This window comes from Pseudomonas sp. S06B 330 (genome assembly GCF_002845275.2).
GTDB lineage: Bacteria > Pseudomonadota > Gammaproteobacteria > Pseudomonadales > Pseudomonadaceae > Aquipseudomonas.
In genome coordinates, this window is record NZ_CP088149.1 from 3,970,936 (window position 1) to 3,987,823 (window position 16,888).

At 57.2% G+C, this 16,888-nt stretch carries 13 protein-coding genes and 3 tRNA genes; 2 read left to right on the forward strand and 14 right to left on the reverse strand.

All coding sequences use genetic code 11. The annotated features are described in order from the left end of the window. Position 1: 1 nt before the first annotated feature. The gene (locus CX511_RS17685; protein WP_101293131.1) at positions 2-1,609 is read left to right on the forward strand and encodes an ABC transporter ATP-binding protein; all 1,608 of its coding nucleotides are present in this window, start codon (positions 2-4) and stop codon (positions 1,607-1,609) included. A gap of 167 nt (positions 1,610-1,776) precedes the next feature. Here CX511_RS17685 and CX511_RS17690 read toward each other — a convergent pair whose 3' ends face one another. From CX511_RS17690 to CX511_RS17740, 11 genes are all read right to left on the reverse strand, one after another. Next, a complete protein-coding gene (locus CX511_RS17690; RefSeq protein ID WP_101293132.1) occupies positions 1,777-3,648 on the reverse strand; it encodes a SurA N-terminal domain-containing protein in 1,872 nt (623 codons plus the stop codon). 195 nt (positions 3,649-3,843) lie between these two features. Further along, the gene (locus CX511_RS17695; protein ID WP_010224366.1) at positions 3,844-4,116 is read right to left on the reverse strand and encodes an HU family DNA-binding protein; all 273 of its coding nucleotides are present in this window, start codon (positions 4,114-4,116) and stop codon (positions 3,844-3,846) included. Positions 4,117-4,264: 148 nt separating this feature from the next. Further along, the gene (gene lon / locus CX511_RS17700; protein ID WP_045188687.1) at positions 4,265-6,661 is read right to left on the reverse strand and encodes an endopeptidase La; all 2,397 of its coding nucleotides are present in this window, start codon (positions 6,659-6,661) and stop codon (positions 4,265-4,267) included. A 150-nt stretch (positions 6,662-6,811) separates the two neighbouring features. Continuing rightward, positions 6,812-8,095 carry an ATP-dependent Clp protease ATP-binding subunit ClpX gene (clpX, locus tag CX511_RS17705; RefSeq protein WP_045188690.1) on the reverse strand — a complete coding sequence of 428 codons (1,284 nt, stop codon included), beginning with the start codon at positions 8,093-8,095 and terminating at the stop codon, positions 6,812-6,814. A 106-nt stretch (positions 8,096-8,201) separates the two neighbouring features. Next, positions 8,202-8,843 carry an ATP-dependent Clp endopeptidase proteolytic subunit ClpP gene (gene clpP / locus CX511_RS17710; RefSeq protein WP_045188693.1) on the reverse strand — a complete coding sequence of 214 codons (642 nt, stop codon included), beginning with the start codon at positions 8,841-8,843 and terminating at the stop codon, positions 8,202-8,204. A 91-nt stretch (positions 8,844-8,934) separates the two neighbouring features. Beyond that, positions 8,935-10,245 (reverse strand): trigger factor, encoded by a 1,311-nt coding sequence (gene tig / locus CX511_RS17715; protein WP_045188695.1) that lies wholly within the window; start codon positions 10,243-10,245, stop codon positions 8,935-8,937. A gap of 274 nt (positions 10,246-10,519) precedes the next feature. Beyond that, complete coding sequence (locus CX511_RS17720; protein WP_045188697.1) at positions 10,520-10,822, reverse strand: DUF6388 family protein; 303 nt, start codon at positions 10,820-10,822, stop codon at positions 10,520-10,522. Between the two features lie 181 nt (positions 10,823-11,003). Continuing rightward, positions 11,004-12,041 (reverse strand): hypothetical protein, encoded by a 1,038-nt coding sequence (locus CX511_RS17725; RefSeq protein WP_101293133.1) that lies wholly within the window; start codon positions 12,039-12,041, stop codon positions 11,004-11,006. 421 nt (positions 12,042-12,462) lie between these two features. Next, positions 12,463-12,547: transfer RNA gene (locus tag CX511_RS17730), tRNA-Leu, on the reverse strand. A gap of 53 nt (positions 12,548-12,600) precedes the next feature. Next, positions 12,601-12,676: transfer RNA gene (locus CX511_RS17735), tRNA-His, on the reverse strand. Between the two features lie 41 nt (positions 12,677-12,717). Beyond that, a tRNA-Arg gene (locus CX511_RS17740) sits at positions 12,718-12,794 on the reverse strand. A 285-nt stretch (positions 12,795-13,079) separates the two neighbouring features. On the opposite strand from CX511_RS17740, the gene folD reads away from it, so the two are divergent. Next, positions 13,080-13,934 (forward strand): bifunctional methylenetetrahydrofolate dehydrogenase/methenyltetrahydrofolate cyclohydrolase FolD, encoded by an 855-nt coding sequence (gene folD / locus CX511_RS17745; protein ID WP_045188700.1) that lies wholly within the window; start codon positions 13,080-13,082, stop codon positions 13,932-13,934. Between the two features lie 73 nt (positions 13,935-14,007). Here folD and CX511_RS17750 read toward each other — a convergent pair whose 3' ends face one another. The 3 genes from CX511_RS17750 to CX511_RS17760 are packed head-to-tail and all read right to left on the reverse strand — an operon-like array spanning position 14,008 to position 16,882. Then, on the reverse strand, positions 14,008-15,747 hold the full coding sequence (locus CX511_RS17750; RefSeq protein WP_101293134.1) for an ABC transporter substrate-binding protein: 1,740 nt from the start codon (positions 15,745-15,747) through the stop codon (positions 14,008-14,010). Between the two features lie 50 nt (positions 15,748-15,797). Beyond that, positions 15,798-16,070 (reverse strand): DUF2160 domain-containing protein, encoded by a 273-nt coding sequence (locus CX511_RS17755; RefSeq protein ID WP_101293135.1) that lies wholly within the window; start codon positions 16,068-16,070, stop codon positions 15,798-15,800. Between the two features lie 11 nt (positions 16,071-16,081). Further along, entirely contained in the window at positions 16,082-16,882 is an 801-nt protein-coding gene (locus CX511_RS17760; protein ID WP_045188707.1) for a carbohydrate ABC transporter permease, read from the reverse strand. Between the last annotated feature and the right edge of the window lie 6 nt (positions 16,883-16,888).

Here is a 16,888-nt window from a genome sequence, read left to right on the forward strand (position 1 = left end):
AATGAGCAACGAAACCTTGATCGAAGTGCGCGACCTGGCTGTCGAGTTCACCTCAGGTGATCAGGTCCAGCGCGTGGTCGAAGGCATCAGCTTCGACATTCGCCGTGGCGAAACCCTGGCTTTGGTCGGCGAGAGCGGTTCAGGCAAGTCAGTGACCGCCCATTCGATTCTGCGCCTTTTGCCCTACCCGCTGGCCCGTCACCCGTCCGGGACCATTCATTACGAAGGGCGCGACCTACTGACCCTGGATGAAAAGCAGATGCGCGGCATTCGTGGCAACCGCATCGCGATGATCTTTCAGGAGCCGATGACGTCGCTCAACCCGCTGCACAACATCGAAAAGCAGATCAACGAGATCCTGCTATTGCACAAAGGCCTGCGCGGCAAGGAGGCCACTGCACGCACGCTGGAGCTGCTTGACCTGGTAGGCATCCCTGAGCCACACAAACGCCTCAAAGCGTTGCCACACGAGCTCTCAGGAGGCCAGCGACAGCGAGTAATGATCGCCATGGCATTGGCGAACGAACCGGAGCTACTAATTGCCGACGAACCGACCACGGCACTGGACGTCACCGTCCAGCTGAAGATCCTTGAATTGCTCAAGTCGCTGCAGGCACGCCTGGGCATGTCGCTGCTGCTGATTAGTCATGACCTGAATCTGGTCAAGCGCGTCGCGCATCGGGTATGTGTGATGCAGCGCGGCTGCATCGTCGAACAGGCCGACTGCGCGACGCTGTTCCACAGCCCCAAACATGCCTACACGCAGATGCTTCTAGGTGCCGAGCCCAGCGGCGGCCCCGCCGACAACCCGGCAGGTAAGCCGATGCTTGAGGTTGAAGACTTGCGCGTCTGGTTCCCGATCAAAAAGGGGCTACTGCGGCGCACCGTCGATCACGTCAAGGCGGTCGACGGCATCAACTTCAGCCTGCCTCAGGGACAGACCTTGGGCATCGTCGGTGAAAGCGGCTCGGGCAAATCCACCCTGGGCCTGGCAATCCTGCGGCTGCTGGGCAGCCAGGGCGCCATTCGCTTTCAGGGCACCGCCCTTGAAGGTTTGAATCAACAACAGGTACGCCCCTTGCGGCGGCAAATGCAGGTGGTCTTCCAGGATCCCTTCGGCAGCCTCAGCCCGCGCATGTGCGTCAGTGACATCGTTGGCGAAGGCCTGCGCATTCATCGCATGGGCACAGCAGCCGAACAAGAGCAAGCAATCATTGCCGCCTTGCAGGAAGTAGGCCTGGACCCTCAGGCCCGCCATCGCTATCCCCATGAGTTTTCCGGTGGCCAGCGCCAGCGCATCGCCATCGCCAGGGCCCTTGTGCTCAAACCGGCGCTGATCCTCCTGGACGAACCCACCTCGGCCCTGGACCGCACGGTGCAACGACAAGTGGTCGAGCTGTTGCGCTCACTGCAGAGCAAGTACAACCTGACCTACCTGTTCATCAGCCATGACCTCGCGGTGGTCAAAGCCTTGAGCCATCAGTTGATGGTGGTCAAGCAAGGCAAGGTGGTGGAACAAGGTGCCGCAGCGGATATCTTTGCTGCACCGCAACATGCCTATACCCGGCAGTTGCTCGAAGCCGCCTTCCTGGCCCCTGCCACGCGGTAGGAGCAACTGTCTGTCACCTAGTTAATGTGGGAGCTGGCGATGGGGCGCGTAGCGCCCCTGGCCCGATCGCAGCCTCACGGCAGCGGCTACAACGGGGCAGCCAAGGTTGCCCCGTCGCCACAAAAAAGGCCGCTTACGCGGCCTTTTCTGTTTCAAGCACGGATCACTCAGTAGCGAGTGATATCCGCTTTGGCTTCCAGCTGCTTGCGGTAAGCAGCAAAGTCCTGCTGACCCGCACGCGACGCGAGGAAGCGGCGATAGGTCGCTTTCTCTTCGTCGGTAGCCGAAGCACCTTCGTTGACACCATTCAGGCGCAGTACAACCAAGCTGCCATCATTGAGGGCAACACTGCTGTAGACCGGCTTGTCCTTGGCCTCAGGCTTGCTCATGCGGAACACCGCCTGCAGCTCGACCGGATCGATGCCCTCCTGACTGCGAGAGACCGCCTCCTGAACCTTCCAGCTTTGACCTTCCTGGCTAGCGTCAGCGGCGATACTGCCGTCACGCAGGCCAGCGATCAGCGCATCAGCCTTGGCTTTCACAACAGCAGTCGCCTGCTCCTGAGCCAGGTGCTTGCGAATGCTTTCGGAGACCAGCTCCAGACCCAGTTGCTCTGGCTTGCGGTGCTCTTTGACGCGCAGTACCACGATGGTTTCCGGATCCAGCTCGATGGCAGTGCTGTTGGCGCCCTCTTCCAGTACTTCCTTACTGAAAGCAGCCTGAACCACAGCACGGTTGGCCGTGATACCTTCGCCACCTTCACGGCCGAACGCCGGAGCGGTCTGCACCTTCAGGCCCAGTTCTTGGGCTGGCTGAGCCAGATCGGACGCTTCGAATGCAGCGTCTTCCAGCTGCTTGGTCACTTCGACAAAGCGCTGTTCAACCTGCTGGGTCTTCAGCTCACGGGTCAGCTTGTCCTTGAGGCTGGCGAACGTCGGCACTTCAGGGGCCTGTACATCCAGCAGCTTGATCAGGTGGAATCCGTACTCAGTGCGTACCGGCGCCGATACCTGATCCTTGTTCAGCGCATACAGCGCCTCTTCGAAGGCTGGGTCATAGACGCCCTGCCCGGCGTAACCAAGGTCACCGCCATTATTGGCCGAACCTGGATCCTGGGAGAATTCCTTGGCCAGGGTGGCGAAGTCTTCACCTTTGGCCAGACGCTGCTGGATCTCTTCGATCTTCGCTTTGGCCTGGGCTTCGTTCACCTTGTCGTTGACTTCGATGAGGATGTGCGCGGCATGACGCTGCTCGGCCAGATTCGCGATTTCTTTCTCGTACAGTGCCTTGAGCTCGCCTTCATCGACAGTAACCTGATCGAAGAATGCCGATTTCTTCAGTTCAATGTAGTCAATGACCACTTGATCCGGGCTCATGAACTCTTTGGCGTGCGCGTCGTAGTGCACCTTGATCTGTTCGTCGGTCACCTTGACTGCAGCTGGGTCAGCTTTGAAGGTCAACGAAGCAAAATCACGGGTCTGCTTCTCCAGGCGGGCAAACGCATTGACCTGGTCATCGGTGACAAAACCGCTGCCGGCCAGGCCTGCGCGCAGTTGTCCGATAAGCATTTCCTGAGCCAGCATTTCGCGGAATTGCAGACGGCCGTAGCCCATCTGGCGAATGACCTGATCAAAACGCTCGGCACTGAACTTGCCATCAACCTGAAACTCAGGTGTCTGCAGGATCAGTTGGTCAAGCGCAGCTTCGGAGAAGGCGAACTTGGCGTCTTCAGCGCCCTGAAGCAGCAGCTTGCGGTCGATCAAACCTTTGAGTGCCGCTTCGCGCAGCATTTTATCGTCGAGCAACGATGGATCGAAATCCTTGCCCAGCTGTTGCATCAACTGCCGACGTTGCATGTCGACGGCCTGGCTCAGCTCGTTCTGGCTAATGGTTTCACCATTGACCTTGGCAGCGTCCTGGCTGTTGGTGGTGGCCTGGAAGATGGCATCGAAGCCGGTCAGTGCCATCAAGGCTACGATGACACCGATGATGGTCTTGGCAATCCAACCTTGTGAATTGTCCCTGATATTCTGCAGCATGCGTCCCCCAGAAACGGTTGTACTGAATGAAACAACCGTGGAGCGTGGGTAGATTCCTCATAGAAGAAAGGCGCATCCGAAGATGCGCCTTCTCGTAACCGGCCAAACATCAGGTGCTTTTAAGCATTTCCCGAGGTTCAGCAACCAAGCCAGGCATGAGCCTGGCTTGGTTAGGCGTAAGCCTGAAGGAAGGTCTTAGTTGACGGCTTCTTTCAGAGCCTTGCCAGCCTTGAAGCCTGGCTTCTTGGCAGCAGGGATTTCCAGAGTCTTGCCGGTTTGCGGGTTGCGGCCGGTGCGAGCTGGGCGATCGGTGACGGAGAAGGTACCGAAACCTACCAGTACCACGGAATCACCTGCCTTCAGGGCGCCGGTGACGGATTCGATTACTGCGTCCAGCGCTTTGCCAGCGCTCGCTTTCGAAATATCAGCAGATGCGGCGATAGCGTCAATCAGTTCCGACTTGTTCACTCTAAGTCCCCTTATATCTCTATTGAGTTTGTTTCTAAGTATGTAATGAAAAGCTAAACGAGCGCTGGGTGGCCTAATGACGCTTAAGTGCCGCTTTATAACAAGGGCCTGAAAATACTGTCAAGAAAGCCCCCCAGCCAAATACGTACTAATGCGTGCTAATTCTTTCCTTGGAATCGCTGTCGCGCTTTTCATCCTTGGCGACAATCTCGGGAGCCACATCTGGCAAGGGCTCCGGGGCGTATTGCAGCGCAATTTGGAGGACTTCGTCAATCCATTTGACCGGTTTAATCTGAAGATCCTGCTTAATATTCTCAGGAATTTCCTTCAAATCGCGCACATTCTCTTCAGGAATGATCACAGTCTTGATCCCACCACGGTGCGCGGCCAGCAGTTTCTCTTTCAAACCGCCGATAGCCAACACCTGTCCACGCAAGGTGATTTCACCGGTCATGGCGACATCCGCGCGCACTGGAATCTGCGTCAGGGCCGAGACCAGGGCAGTGCACATGCCGATACCGGCACTTGGACCATCCTTGGGCGTCGCCCCTTCGGGCATGTGGATGTGGGTGTCGCGCTTCTCGTGGAAGTCAGCCGGGATACCCAAGCTTCTCGCCCGGCTACGGACAACGGTCTGCGCTGCGGTAATCGACTCGACCATGACATCGCCCAGAGAGCCGGTCTTGATCAATTGACCTTTACCCGGAATCACAGCGGCTTCAATGGTCAGCAACTCACCACCGACCTGGGTCCAGGCCAGACCGGTAACCTGACCGACCTGATCCTGCTGTTCGGCCAAGCCATACCGGAACTTGCGCACTCCAAGGAAGTGCTCCAGCTGCTCACCAGTGACCTTGACGGCCACCTGCTTGAGGCCAGCATGCTCTTTGACCACCTTGCGGCAGACCTTGGCAATCTGGCGTTCCAGGCCCCGTACACCGGCTTCACGGGTGTAGTAGCGGATGATGTCACGGATGGCCGTGACGTCGACTTCCAGCTCACCCTTTTTCAGGCCGTTGGCCTTGATCTGCTTAGGTGTCAGGTACTTGACCGCGATGTTGATCTTCTCGTCTTCGGTGTAGCCCGGCAGACGGATGACTTCCATCCGGTCCAGCAACGCTGGCGGGATATTCATCGAGTTGGAGGTGCAGAGGAACATCACATCGGAAAGGTCGTAATCGACTTCCAGATAGTGATCGTTGAAGTTGTGATTCTGCTCGGGATCGAGCACCTCAAGCAACGCCGACGCCGGGTCGCCACGCATGTCGCTGCCCATCTTGTCGATTTCATCGAGCAAGAACAACGGGTTGCGAACACCAACCTTGGTCATTTTCTGAATCAGGCGACCCGGCATCGAGCCGATGTAGGTACGCCGGTGACCACGGATCTCGGCTTCGTCACGCACACCACCCAAGGCCATGCGCACAAACTTGCGATTGGTCGCACTGGCGATGGATTCTGCCAGGGAGGTTTTACCCACACCCGGAGGACCGACCAGGCACAGTACAGGACCACGGATTTTCTTCACCCGCTTCTGCACGGCGAGGTATTCAAGGATGCGTTCCTTGACCTCTTCCAGGCCGTAATGGTCAGCGTCGAGAATCTCTTCTGCCTTGGCCAGGTCCAGGCGCACCTTGCTCTGGGCCTTCCACGGCACCTGAACCAGCCAGTCCAGATACGAACGTACGACAGTGGCCTCAGCCGACATCGGCGACATTTGCTTGAGCTTGTTCAGCTCGGCCTGAGCCTTGGCATAGGCATCTTTTGGCAGACCCGCGGCGTCGAGACGCTTTTTCAGCTCTTCGACTTCGTTATGGCCTTCTTCGCTGTCGCCGAGTTCTTTCTGAATGGCCTTCATTTGCTCATTCAGGTAGTACTCGCGCTGGCTGCGCTCCATTTGCTTTTTGACCCGTCCGCGGATGCGCTTCTCGACCTGCAGCAGGTCAATTTCAGCATCCAGCAAGGCCATGACGTGCTCAACACGGGTGGCCAGATCGAGAATTTCGAGGATTTCCTGCTTCTGCTCGATTTTCAGCGCCATGTGCGCGGCCATGGTATCGACCAGGCGCCCTGGCTCGTCGATGCTGTTGAGCGACGAGAGGACTTCAGCCGGGACTTTTTTGCCCAGCTGAACGTATTGTTCAAATTGTGACAACAAGCTACGAACGAAGACTTCAGACTCGCGCTCGGCGGTCTGCGACTCGTCAATCAGCGAAACCTCGGCACGAATATGGCCATCGACTTCGTTGAAACGCTCGACTGCACCACGCTGCTCGCCCTCGACCAGGACCTTGACGGTGCCATCGGGCAGTTTCAGCAGTTGCAGGACAGTGGCAATGGTACCGACACGGTACAGGGCGTCTTCGCCTGGATCGTCATCAGCGGGGTTCTTCTGGGCCAGCAGGAGGATCTGCTTCTCGCCCGTCATTGCGGCCTCGAGGGCTTCGATGGACTTCTCGCGCCCCACGAACAGTGGGATAACCATGTGCGGATAGACGACGACATCGCGCAATGGCAAAAGAGGCAAGTCGAGGGTGGTCTTCATGATTTCGCCTCTACAGCGGCCTTGTGGCCGGAAACCGGTGGAATTTGAGCGTGGAGTTAATGTGGGGGCAGCCCCGCAAAAAAACAAGCTCTACGACAGGAAAAGCAAAGGGGCCCGAAGGCCCCTTGCGTTTTCGAGCCGCTTGGCGACTCAGACGTCGGGTGCAACTTTGGCTTGCGGCTCGCTGTTTTCGTAGATCAACAGCGGCTGCGAAGAGCCATCGATGACGCTCTCGTCGATCACTACCTTGCTGACATCCTTCTGCGAAGGGATCTCATACATGGTATCAAGCAGGATGCCTTCGAGGATCGAACGCAGGCCACGGGCACCGGTTTTGCGCTCCAGGGCCTTGCGGGCCACGGACTTGAGCGCATCGCTACGGAACTCCAGGTCCACACCTTCCATCTCGAACAGCTTGGCGTACTGCTTGGTGAGGGCATTCTTCGGCTCGGTGAGAATCTGCATCAAGGCAGCTTCGTCGAGCTCATCGAGGGTTGCCAGCACCGGCAGACGACCGACGAATTCCGGAATCAGACCGAACTTGACCAGATCGTCAGGCTCGACCTCACGCAGCGATTCGCCAACCTTCTTGCCCTCCTCCTTGCTGCGCACTTCGGCACCAAAGCCGATGCCGCCGCGGGTGGAACGGTTCTGGATGACCTTTTCCAGGCCCGAGAAGGCACCGCCACAGATAAACAAAATGTTACGCGTATCGACTTGCAGGAATTCCTGCTGCGGATGCTTACGGCCACCTTGCGGCGGCACCGAGGCAACCGTGCCCTCGATCAGCTTGAGCAGTGCCTGCTGCACGCCTTCACCCGAAACGTCACGGGTGATCGACGGGTTGTCCGACTTACGCGAGATCTTGTCGATTTCGTCGATATAGACAATGCCCATCTGGGCTTTTTCCACATCGTAGTCGCACTTTTGCAGCAGTTTCTGAATGATGTTCTCGACGTCTTCACCGACATAACCGGCTTCGGTCAGGGTGGTGGCATCGGCGATGGTGAACGGTACATTCAACAGACGTGCGAGGGTTTCGGCGAGCAGGGTTTTACCCGAGCCCGTCGGACCGATCAGCAGGATATTACTCTTGCCGAGCTCGACATCGTCGTTCTTCTTGTCGCGTTGGTTCAGGCGCTTGTAGTGGTTGTACACCGCTACGGCCAGGACCTTTTTCGCACGTTCCTGACCAATAACATACTGGTCCAGGATGGTGCTGATTTCTTTCGGCGAAGGCAGTTTATGCGCGCTGCTCTCGGCCTGGGCTTCCTGCACCTCCTCACGGATGATGTCATTGCACAGGTCGACGCACTCGTCGCAGATAAATACCGAGGGGCCGGCAATCAACTTGCGTACTTCATGCTGGCTTTTGCCGCAGAAGGAGCAATAGAGCAATTTGCCGTTGTCCTCGCCGTTACGGGTGTCAGTCATTCGATCGATCCAATCCGGTAGGCTTGCAACACAAGATGAAGGCAATTGCGGGCTTTTTCAAGTCCACAGGTGGCGGGAACGCCCAACCACCTGCTTTGGTGCCTTATCAGACAGCCATTTGCCGCTTGTCGTGTACCGAGTCGATCAGACCGTACTCGGCGGCACGTTGCGCGCTCATGAAATTGTCGCGTTCAGTGTCACGTTTGATGGTTTCCAGCTCTTGACCGGTGTGGTAGGCCAGCAGCTCGTTCAAGCGCGACTTGATGGAGAGGATTTCCTTGGCGTGGATTTCAATATCGGTCGCCTGGCCCTGGAAACCACCCAGTGGCTGGTGAATCATTACCCGCGAGTTCGGCAGGCAGTGACGCTTGCCCTTGGCACCGGCAGCGAGCAGGAAGGCACCCATGGAGCAGGCCTGACCGATACAGGTGGTGGAAACGTCTGGTTTGATGAACTGCATGGTGTCATAGATCGACATGCCCGCAGTCACCGAACCACCCGGCGAGTTGATGTAAAGATGGATATCCTTGTCCGGGTTTTCCGCTTCAAGGAACAGCAATTGCGCCGCGATCAGGTTGGCCATGTAGTCCTCTACCGGGCCGACCAGGAAGATCACCCGCTCCTTGAGAAGGCGCGAGTAGATGTCATAGGCACGTTCGCCACGAGCGGATTGCTCGATAACCATCGGGACCAGGCCGCCTGCGGCCTGGATGTCAGAGCTCTGCTGATAATAAGAATTGCGGGACATGTCCTGCACTCACTCCCAAATAGTCATGTCTTGAATACGCACAAGCCAGCTCGAAGGCTGGCTTGTGGTGTTTTCCTACGAGAGAAGGAAATCAGTCAGCGGCAGGAGCCTGTGCTGGCTTGATAGCTTCTTCGTACGAGACCGATTTGTCGGTCACAGTCGCTTTCTGCAGAACAGTATCCACAACTTGTTCTTCCAGCACAACCGAACGCACTTCGTTCAGCTGCTGGTCGTTCTTGTAGTACCAAGCGACGACCTGCTCAGGCTCTTGGTAAGCCGAGGCCATTTCCTGGATCATTTCACGAACGCGGGCTTCGTCTGGCTTCAGGTCATTTTGCTTGACCACTTCGGCAACGATCAGGCCCAGCACGACACGGCGCTTGGCTTGCTCTTCGAACAATTCAGCCGGCAGTTGCTCAGGCTTGATGTTGCCACCGAACTGCTGAACGGCTTGAACGCGCAGGCGGTTCACTTCGTTTTCCAGCAGTGCCTTTGGCACTTCGATCGGGTTGGCAGCCAGCAGGCCGTCCATTACCTGGTTCTTGACCTTGGTCTTGATCGCCTGACGCAGTTCACGTTCCATGTTCTTGCGAACTTCGGAACGGAAACCGTCGATGCCGCTTTCCTTGATACCGAACTGGGCGAAGAACTCTTCGGTCAGCTCTGGCAGCTTAGGCTCGGAAACGCTGTTGACGGTAACGGTGAACTCGGCGGCTTTGCCAGCCAGGTCCAGGTTCTGGTAGTCCTCAGGGAAGGTCAGGTTCAGAACGCGCTCTTCACCCGCCTTGGCGCCTACCAGACCTTCTTCGAAGCCCGGGATCATGCGGCCGGAGCCCAGCACCAGCTGAGTGCCTTTGGCCGAACCACCAGCGAACACTTCACCGTCGACCTTGCCAACGAAATCGATGTTCAGCTGGTCTTCGTTCTGGGCAGCGCGGTCAGCGGCTTCGAAACGAACGTTCTGCTTGCGCAGCACTTCCAGCATGTTGTCCAGGTCGGCGTCGGCCACTTCGGCGCTCAGGCGCTCGACAGCGATCGAGTCGAAACCGGCAACGGTAAACTCAGGGAATACTTCGAAGGTAGCGACGTATTCCAGGTCCTTGCCCTTTTCGAACGACTTAGGCTCGACAGCAGGAGCGCCAGCCGGGTTCAGCTTCTGCTCAACCACGGCTTCGTAGAAGGAAGCCTGAACCAGATCGCCGAAGGCTTCCTGACGGGCAGCATCTTCATAACGCTGACGGATCACGCTCATCGGCACTTTGCCAGGACGGAAGCCTGGAACCTTGGCGCGACGGGCAGTCTGCTGCAGACGCTTGTTGACTTCGGTCTCAACGCGCTCGGCCGGAACGGCGATGGTCATGCGACGCTCGAGAGCAGAAGTATTTTCAACAGAAACTTGCATGGATATTCCTCGTTGCACAGACGTTAGCCGGCGATACCCGACTCCAGAATCAAGGGCAAGCATTCTAGTGGCTCAAAGACCAGAAGTCACCCCGTTCAAGACGACGGGAAAGTACGCCGGTCCATTTCATTTACAGCCCCTGGCAAAAACCTCGCCCAGAGACGCTCAAGACCCGCCACCCAAGGCCTGCACGCCACCTTCGATGAAGACGGCGAGCCCGGCACCAGGCAGCCAGAAATACTTGTCAAACCACTACGAAATCGAAGGCCGACACTCAGGGCGCCACGTCGTCGATCTCGTTAAAACTACAATACTCTTCCCACTCCATGCCCAGCGCCTGAGCCACTTCCCGATGCACGTCGAGGCGCATGGCCTTGAGCTCATCGTCAGAACTGGCAATCAGTTGCAGGGTCAGCTCCCAAGGCTCAAGCCCCTGCTCTTGTGCAGCATCTTCGAACGCCCACTCAAGCTGCTGTTGCTGCTCATGCGCACTGAGCCCGGCAATTTCTTCAAGAAGCTGCGGATTGGCTGCAGCAAAGCGCTGCAGCGCGCTGGCCTGGTGTTCTTTGGAAATCATGAAGCTGTCCTCACTACCTTGCCGTTAGCAACGGTCTCAACCGGCTGAAATCTATCAGCTTTTGACCCTTTGTCACCAGCGCACAGCGCCCAGAAGCTGCAAGCGAGCAAGCACGGACCCTTTTCATTTAACACTGAGCACACCGGCACCATGGCACAGAACACCCAAAATGCATTGAACGCTACACCAACACCCGAACATTCCTTTCGGCTGCGAAGGCCAAAAACGCGTGATCCCGCCGCCAGAACGATCTGAGCGCATTCAGATAACGAGGCTCCGCCTCCAGCACCTTGAGTTCCTCCAGGGCTTTCTCCCACCAGAGCGACCGACACGCGCCAAGATAGGCACAATGCTTTGTGTTCTTCCCCAGAAAATAGAACTTCGCAACCTTTCGAGACGCCGCACCACACCCTCTCAACACCCACTTCATACGCAGGCGGTCTGCCAGCGAGTTACGAGGAAGCCTATTCGGCACCTGGTCACTCAAACCAAGCAATTCATCGCGAAAAACTTCGCCATGGCGCTCAAAAAACACCTCGAGCATGGCGTGGTAAAAACGCTTGACGGCATAGTAGTGATGAACACAGTCGTTTGCCTCCACTACCTTTTTATCACGCAGGACCATGGAAACGACGACCTGTTCAAGCGTAAACAGCATCTGACCATGGTGCGCCCAACGATCAATCAGCGCGATGACGTCAGCAAACAGGTGGGCGTTCGACCGAGTTAGCCCGCACACACCACTATTGAACAGGCGCAGGCCAGGGACAGGCAGCTGATTGTACTGGGCCAACTCCAGGGCAAACACCTCATACTCATTACGCTGAGAGGCCTCGGCCCACAGCATTTCGAACTCATCCATCAGGAACCGGTCCTCACTGACTCGCCCAAACAGCGCTGCCGGATCTTTGACAAACACGGTATCGGTATCAATGAATATGGTCGTTTCGGCGAGCTGCGCCCCCGCCTGGATCGCACAGGCTTTACGCCGGTGATGGTAGCCACCGGCTCCGACCCAGGCGGCCAGCGTCTGCGCATCCAATGGCACTACGTCAACTGGCCAGCCAGCGAACTCGGCTGGCTGATCGGTCATCACAGTGACCGTGAAACTGTGCGCATCCCGCCTATGACGAAGCGCCGACAAGATGCTGAATTTTGCTTCGTGACGATAGGATGCCTTGTCGCCGTACAGCAGATACAGGAGTTGATTCGAACGCATAAATCTATTTAGCCCAAAAGGTCTGCGACCAAAGCTCAGCACCCGATGAGGCCCAATGGCGTTGGTACAAATAAGCACAATTGCGCTGCAACGCTTTAAGGCAGCGAGGCTGCAATCGTGCTGATCGAGGTCGGAGTCTAACCAGTGAGGATGGATTTGAAATCCGAATGACTGAGCCCTGCCGACGGCAGGCTTGCGGGCATTCTAGGAGCACGGGTATTGCACTGACAACCACTGCGGCAGCGCACACGCCAAGAATAGCGGCCTATATTGGTAACAAAATTAGTATCAGTTTTCGCCCTCCTCCTACATCCGTAGCGCAGGGACCAAAGAGCTGTAAAACCCAGAAACGAAAAAAGCCGCACTAGGCGGCTTTTTCGAGGCTTTCATGCACCTCAGCGAAGGGCGGTGAAAGCTTATATGGTGCGGACGAAGAGACTCGAACTCTTACAGCTTGCGCCGCTGGAACCTAAATCCAGTGTGTCTACCAATTTCACCACGTCCGCGTGAAGCTTTTAAAGCAAAGGCGCCAGATTTTCATCGGGCGCCTTTTGGAATATGGGGTGGACGATGGGGATCGAACCCACGACAACAGGAGTCACAATCCTGTGCTCTACCAACTGAGCTACGCCCACCATATTGCATTTACCGCTTTACTTGTGCCTAAGCTGCCTATTGGCGCACCCGGCAGGACTCGAACCTGCGACCATCCGCTTAGAAGGCGGATGCTCTATCCAGCTGAGCTACGGGCGCATATTTAATCTGCTTTCTGTTACGATTACAAATTAACTTTTAGCCGTACCGAACAAGCTACCAAATCCGCTCATTCTGCCTGACCTTGCTAACCAGTGCTAGGCTCTGCCCGACAAGTGCGACGAATGTTATAGACGAGTGGTTAGGTCGTCAACTCTTTTTTGAAAAAAATTCATTTTATTTAAGGGCTTAGGGGAATAGCCGGACCAAGCGCCTTTGCCCTCGGCCCCCTTCATGCGAGAATGCGCGCTCTTTTTATTCCCTCTCGATGGTTAATCACGCGTCATGACTGCACACCTTATTGACGGCAAGGCGATCGCCGCCAGCCTGCGCCAGCAGATCGCCCAACGTGTCGTGGAGCGTCGCCAGCAAGGCCTGCGTACTCCAGGCCTGGCAGTGATCCTGGTCGGCACCGATCCCGCTTCTCAAGTCTATGTTTCGCACAAGCGCAAAGATTGTGAAGAAGTCGGCTTTATCTCCCAGGCCTTCGACCTGCCCAGCGAGACCTCCCAGCAAGACCTGACCGACCTGATCGATCGTCTCAATGATGATGCGAACATCGACGGCATCCTGCTGCAGCTGCCGCTGCCGGCCCACCTCGATGCTTCGCTGCTACTTGAGCGCATTCGTCCGGACAAGGATGTCGATGGTTTCCATCCTTATAACGTCGGCCGTCTGGCCCAACGTATCCCACTGCTGCGTCCGTGCACGCCAAAGGGCATCATGACCTTGCTGGAAAGCACCGGTCAGGACCTGTACGGCATGAATGCGGTCGTCGTCGGCGCCTCCAACATTGTTGGCCGCCCGATGGCCATGGAGCTGCTGCTGGCCGGCTGCACCGTGACGGTCACTCACCGCTTCACCAAGGACCTGGCTGGCCACGTCGGCCGTGCCGACCTGGTGGTGGTTGCCGCTGGCAAACCTGGCCTGGTCAAAGGTGAGTGGATCAAGGAAGGCGCGATTGTCATCGACGTCGGCATCAACCGTCAGGAAGATGGCAAGCTGGTGGGCGATGTGGTCTACGAGACCGCCCTGCCCCGCGCTGGCTGGATCACCCCAGTGCCAGGTGGCGTCGGGCCGATGACCCGCGCCTGCCTGCTGGAGAACACCTTGTATGCGGCCGAAGAGCTGCATAAGTAAGGTGGGATGAAGCAAAAAGAACGGCACCTGTATAGGTGCCGTTTTTTTGTGCCTGATTGCAGGCCGCCTGGTGCTACTTGCGCGCCGCCTCCCAGGATTTGAGCAGCTCGCTATAGCTGACCGTCTCCCCTTTGGGTTTCTCATTGGCCAGCTTCGGTTTCGGTGCGCCCGGCTGGTCAAACCAGTATTGCGCATCGCGTTCCTTGTTCAGCTTCGGCGCACAGGTAGCCTGGGCCTTGGAACGCTCCAAACGCTCAAGAATCTTGTCCTGATCACGAGCCAGTCCATCCAGTGCCTCTTGCGGCGTCTTCTCACCGCTGGCCGCTTCGGCGATATGGCTCCACCACAGCTGAGCCAGGCGCGGATAGTCAGGCACGTTGGTGCCGGTCGGGGTCCATTGCACCCGTGCTGGGCTGCGGTAGAACTCCACCAGCCCTCCGAGCTTGGGCGCAAGGTCCGTCATGGCCTGGGAGTTGATGTCCGACTCGCGGATCGGGGTCAGGCCGACGATGGTCTTTTTCAGCGAAACCGTCTTCGAGGTGACGAACTGGGCATACAGCCAGGCTGCCAGACGCTGTTTTTCCGGGGTCGATTTGAGGAAGGTCCAGGAGCCGGCATCCTGGTAGCCCAGTTTCATGCCCTCTTCCCAGTACGGGCCTTTGGGTGACGGCGCCATACGCCATTTCGGCGTGCCATCGGCATTCATCACCGGCAAGCCCGGCTTGGTCATGTCTGCGGTAAACGCGGTGTACCAGAAGATCTGCTGAGCAATGTTGCCCTGAGACGGCACCGGGCCCGACTCGGAAAATGTCATGCCCTGGGCTTCCGGCGGCGCATAGGCGCGCATCCAGTCGACGTATTTCTGTGTCGCATAGACCGCAGCTGGACCATTGGTGTCGCCACCCCGGGTGACGCTGGAGCCGACCGGGTGACAATCCTCCACGCGAATGCCCCACTCATCCACCGGCAAACCATTGGGCAAGCCTTTGTCGCCGCCACCGGCCATGGAGAACCAGGCATCGGTGAAGCGCCAACCCAGCGACGGGTCTTTCTTGCCATAGTCCATGTGGCCATAGACGCGCTTACCGTCAATCTCTTTGACGTCCTCACTGAAGAACTTGGCGATGTCTTCATAGGCCGACCAGTTAACCGGCACACCCAGGTCGTAACCGTACTTTTCCTTGAATTTGGCTTTGAGGTCCGGGCGATCGAACCAGTCGGCGCGAAACCAGTAAAGGTTGGCGAATTGCTGGTCGGGCAACTGATACACCTTGCCGTCCGGCGCGGTGGTGAAGGAGAGACCGATAAAGTCCTTCAGGTCCAGGGTCGGCGAGGTGTAGTCCTTGCCCTCATTGGCCATCAGATCAGTAATGGATTGCGTCTTGCCATAACGAAAGTGCGTACCGATCAGGTCCGAGTCGTTGACCCAGCCGTCATAGATGTTCTTGTCCGACTGCATCTGCGTCTGCAGTTTTTCCACCACATCGCCTTCCTGAAGCAGGTCGTGGGTCAGTTTTATCCCAGTGATTTCGCTGAACGCCTTGGCCAGTACCTTGGATTCATATTCGTGGGTGGCGATTGTTTCCGACACCACATTGATCTTCATCCCACGAAACGGCTCCGCGGCTTTGATGAACCACTTCAATTCCTCAAGCTGCTGCTCTGGGGTCAGGGTCGACGGCTTGAACTCACTGCCGATCCATTTCTTCGCCGCGTCTTCGTAGGCGTCGGCCCAGGCGCTGGCGTGGAAGCTGCCGAGCACGAGCAAGGCGGCCAGGGTCAAATGTCGCCGGTTCTTATTGTTGTCGAACATCGTGATCTCCCGATTGATTTTTCCCATGGAGCCTGACCGAACCTGCTCGGCTAACCCCAGCGCATCACCATCAACAGCCACACCACCGAGAGCAGCGAGGCCACCCACAGATCCCAATCGCTGACCCCAATCACCAGCAGATGCACGTAAGCGCTGGCCAGAAGTCCGATGAACAACCGATCACCACGGGTGGTGGCAATCGGCAAGAAGCCGCGACGCTCGACACAGGGACGGCGCAATTCATACACGGTCATCGCCACCAGCAGCAGGCCAATGCCGCTGAAAAACACGGCGGTCGGCAGGGTCCAGGCCATCCAGTCCATTGCGCGCCTCCTCAAACCCGGCCCAGGGCAAAGCCCTTGGCCACATGGTTACGGACAAACCAGATCACCAACATGCCCGGCAATATGGTCAGCACCCCGGCAGCGGCCAAGACCCCCCAATCGATCCCCGAGGCCGACACCGTGCGGGTCATCACGGCGGCAATAGGCTTGGCATTGACTGAGGTCAGGGTGCGCGCCAGCAACAGCTCGACCCAGGAAAACATGAAGCAGAAAAACGCCGTAACGCCGATGCCCGAACCAATCAGTGGTACGAAAATCTTCACGAAAAAGCGCGGGAAGCTGTAGCCATCAATGTAGGCCGTTTCATCAATTTCCTTCGGCACCCCGGACATGAAGCCTTCCAGGATCCACACCGCCAACGGCACGTTGAACAGACAGTGGGCCAGGGCCACGGCAATGTGCGTATCAAACAGGCCGATGGACGAATACAACTGAAAGAATGGCAGCAGAAACACGGCTGGCGGCGCCATGCGGTTGGTCAGCAGCCAGAAAAACAGGTGCTTATCACCGAGAAAGCGGTAACGTGAGAACGCATAGGCGGCGGGCAGCGCCACACTCAGGGAAATCACTGTGTTCAGGCACACGTAGTACAACGAGTTGATATAGCCGTTGTACCAACTCGGGTCAGTGAAGATCACCCGGTAGTTATCGAAGGTGAAATCCTGCGGCCACAGGGTCAGACCGCCGAGAATTTCGTTGTTGCTCTTGAACGACATGTTCAGCAGCCAATAGATCGGCACCAGCAAAAACAGGATATAGAGCAGCAAGGGCAGCGTCTTGCGCAGGTTCATTGCCAC

What these genes read in the sequence shown, in the direction of transcription:
- folD (WP_045188700.1), top strand. Translation starts at nt 13,080, where the DNA reads ATGACTGCACACCTTATTGACGGCAAGGCGATCGCCGCCAGCCTGCGC.
- CX511_RS17725 (WP_101293133.1), bottom strand. Translation starts at nt 12,041, where the DNA reads ATGCGTTCGAATCAACTCCTGTATCTGCTGTACGGCGACAAGGCATCC.
- CX511_RS17685 (WP_101293131.1), top strand. Translation starts at nt 2, where the DNA reads ATGAGCAACGAAACCTTGATCGAAGTGCGCGACCTGGCTGTCGAGTTC.
- CX511_RS17750 (WP_101293134.1), bottom strand. Translation starts at nt 15,747, where the DNA reads ATGTTCGACAACAATAAGAACCGGCGACATTTGACCCTGGCCGCCTTG.
- clpX (WP_045188690.1), bottom strand. Translation starts at nt 8,095, where the DNA reads ATGACTGACACCCGTAACGGCGAGGACAACGGCAAATTGCTCTATTGC.
- CX511_RS17760 (WP_045188707.1), bottom strand. Translation starts at nt 16,882, where the DNA reads ATGAACCTGCGCAAGACGCTGCCCTTGCTGCTCTATATCCTGTTTTTG.
- CX511_RS17755 (WP_101293135.1), bottom strand. Translation starts at nt 16,070, where the DNA reads ATGGACTGGATGGCCTGGACCCTGCCGACCGCCGTGTTTTTCAGCGGC.
- lon (WP_045188687.1), bottom strand. Translation starts at nt 6,661, where the DNA reads ATGAAGACCACCCTCGACTTGCCTCTTTTGCCATTGCGCGATGTCGTC.
- CX511_RS17690 (WP_101293132.1), bottom strand. Translation starts at nt 3,648, where the DNA reads ATGCTGCAGAATATCAGGGACAATTCACAAGGTTGGATTGCCAAGACC.
- clpP (WP_045188693.1), bottom strand. Translation starts at nt 8,843, where the DNA reads ATGTCCCGCAATTCTTATTATCAGCAGAGCTCTGACATCCAGGCCGCA.
- CX511_RS17720 (WP_045188697.1), bottom strand. Translation starts at nt 10,822, where the DNA reads ATGATTTCCAAAGAACACCAGGCCAGCGCGCTGCAGCGCTTTGCTGCA.
- tig (WP_045188695.1), bottom strand. Translation starts at nt 10,245, where the DNA reads ATGCAAGTTTCTGTTGAAAATACTTCTGCTCTCGAGCGTCGCATGACC.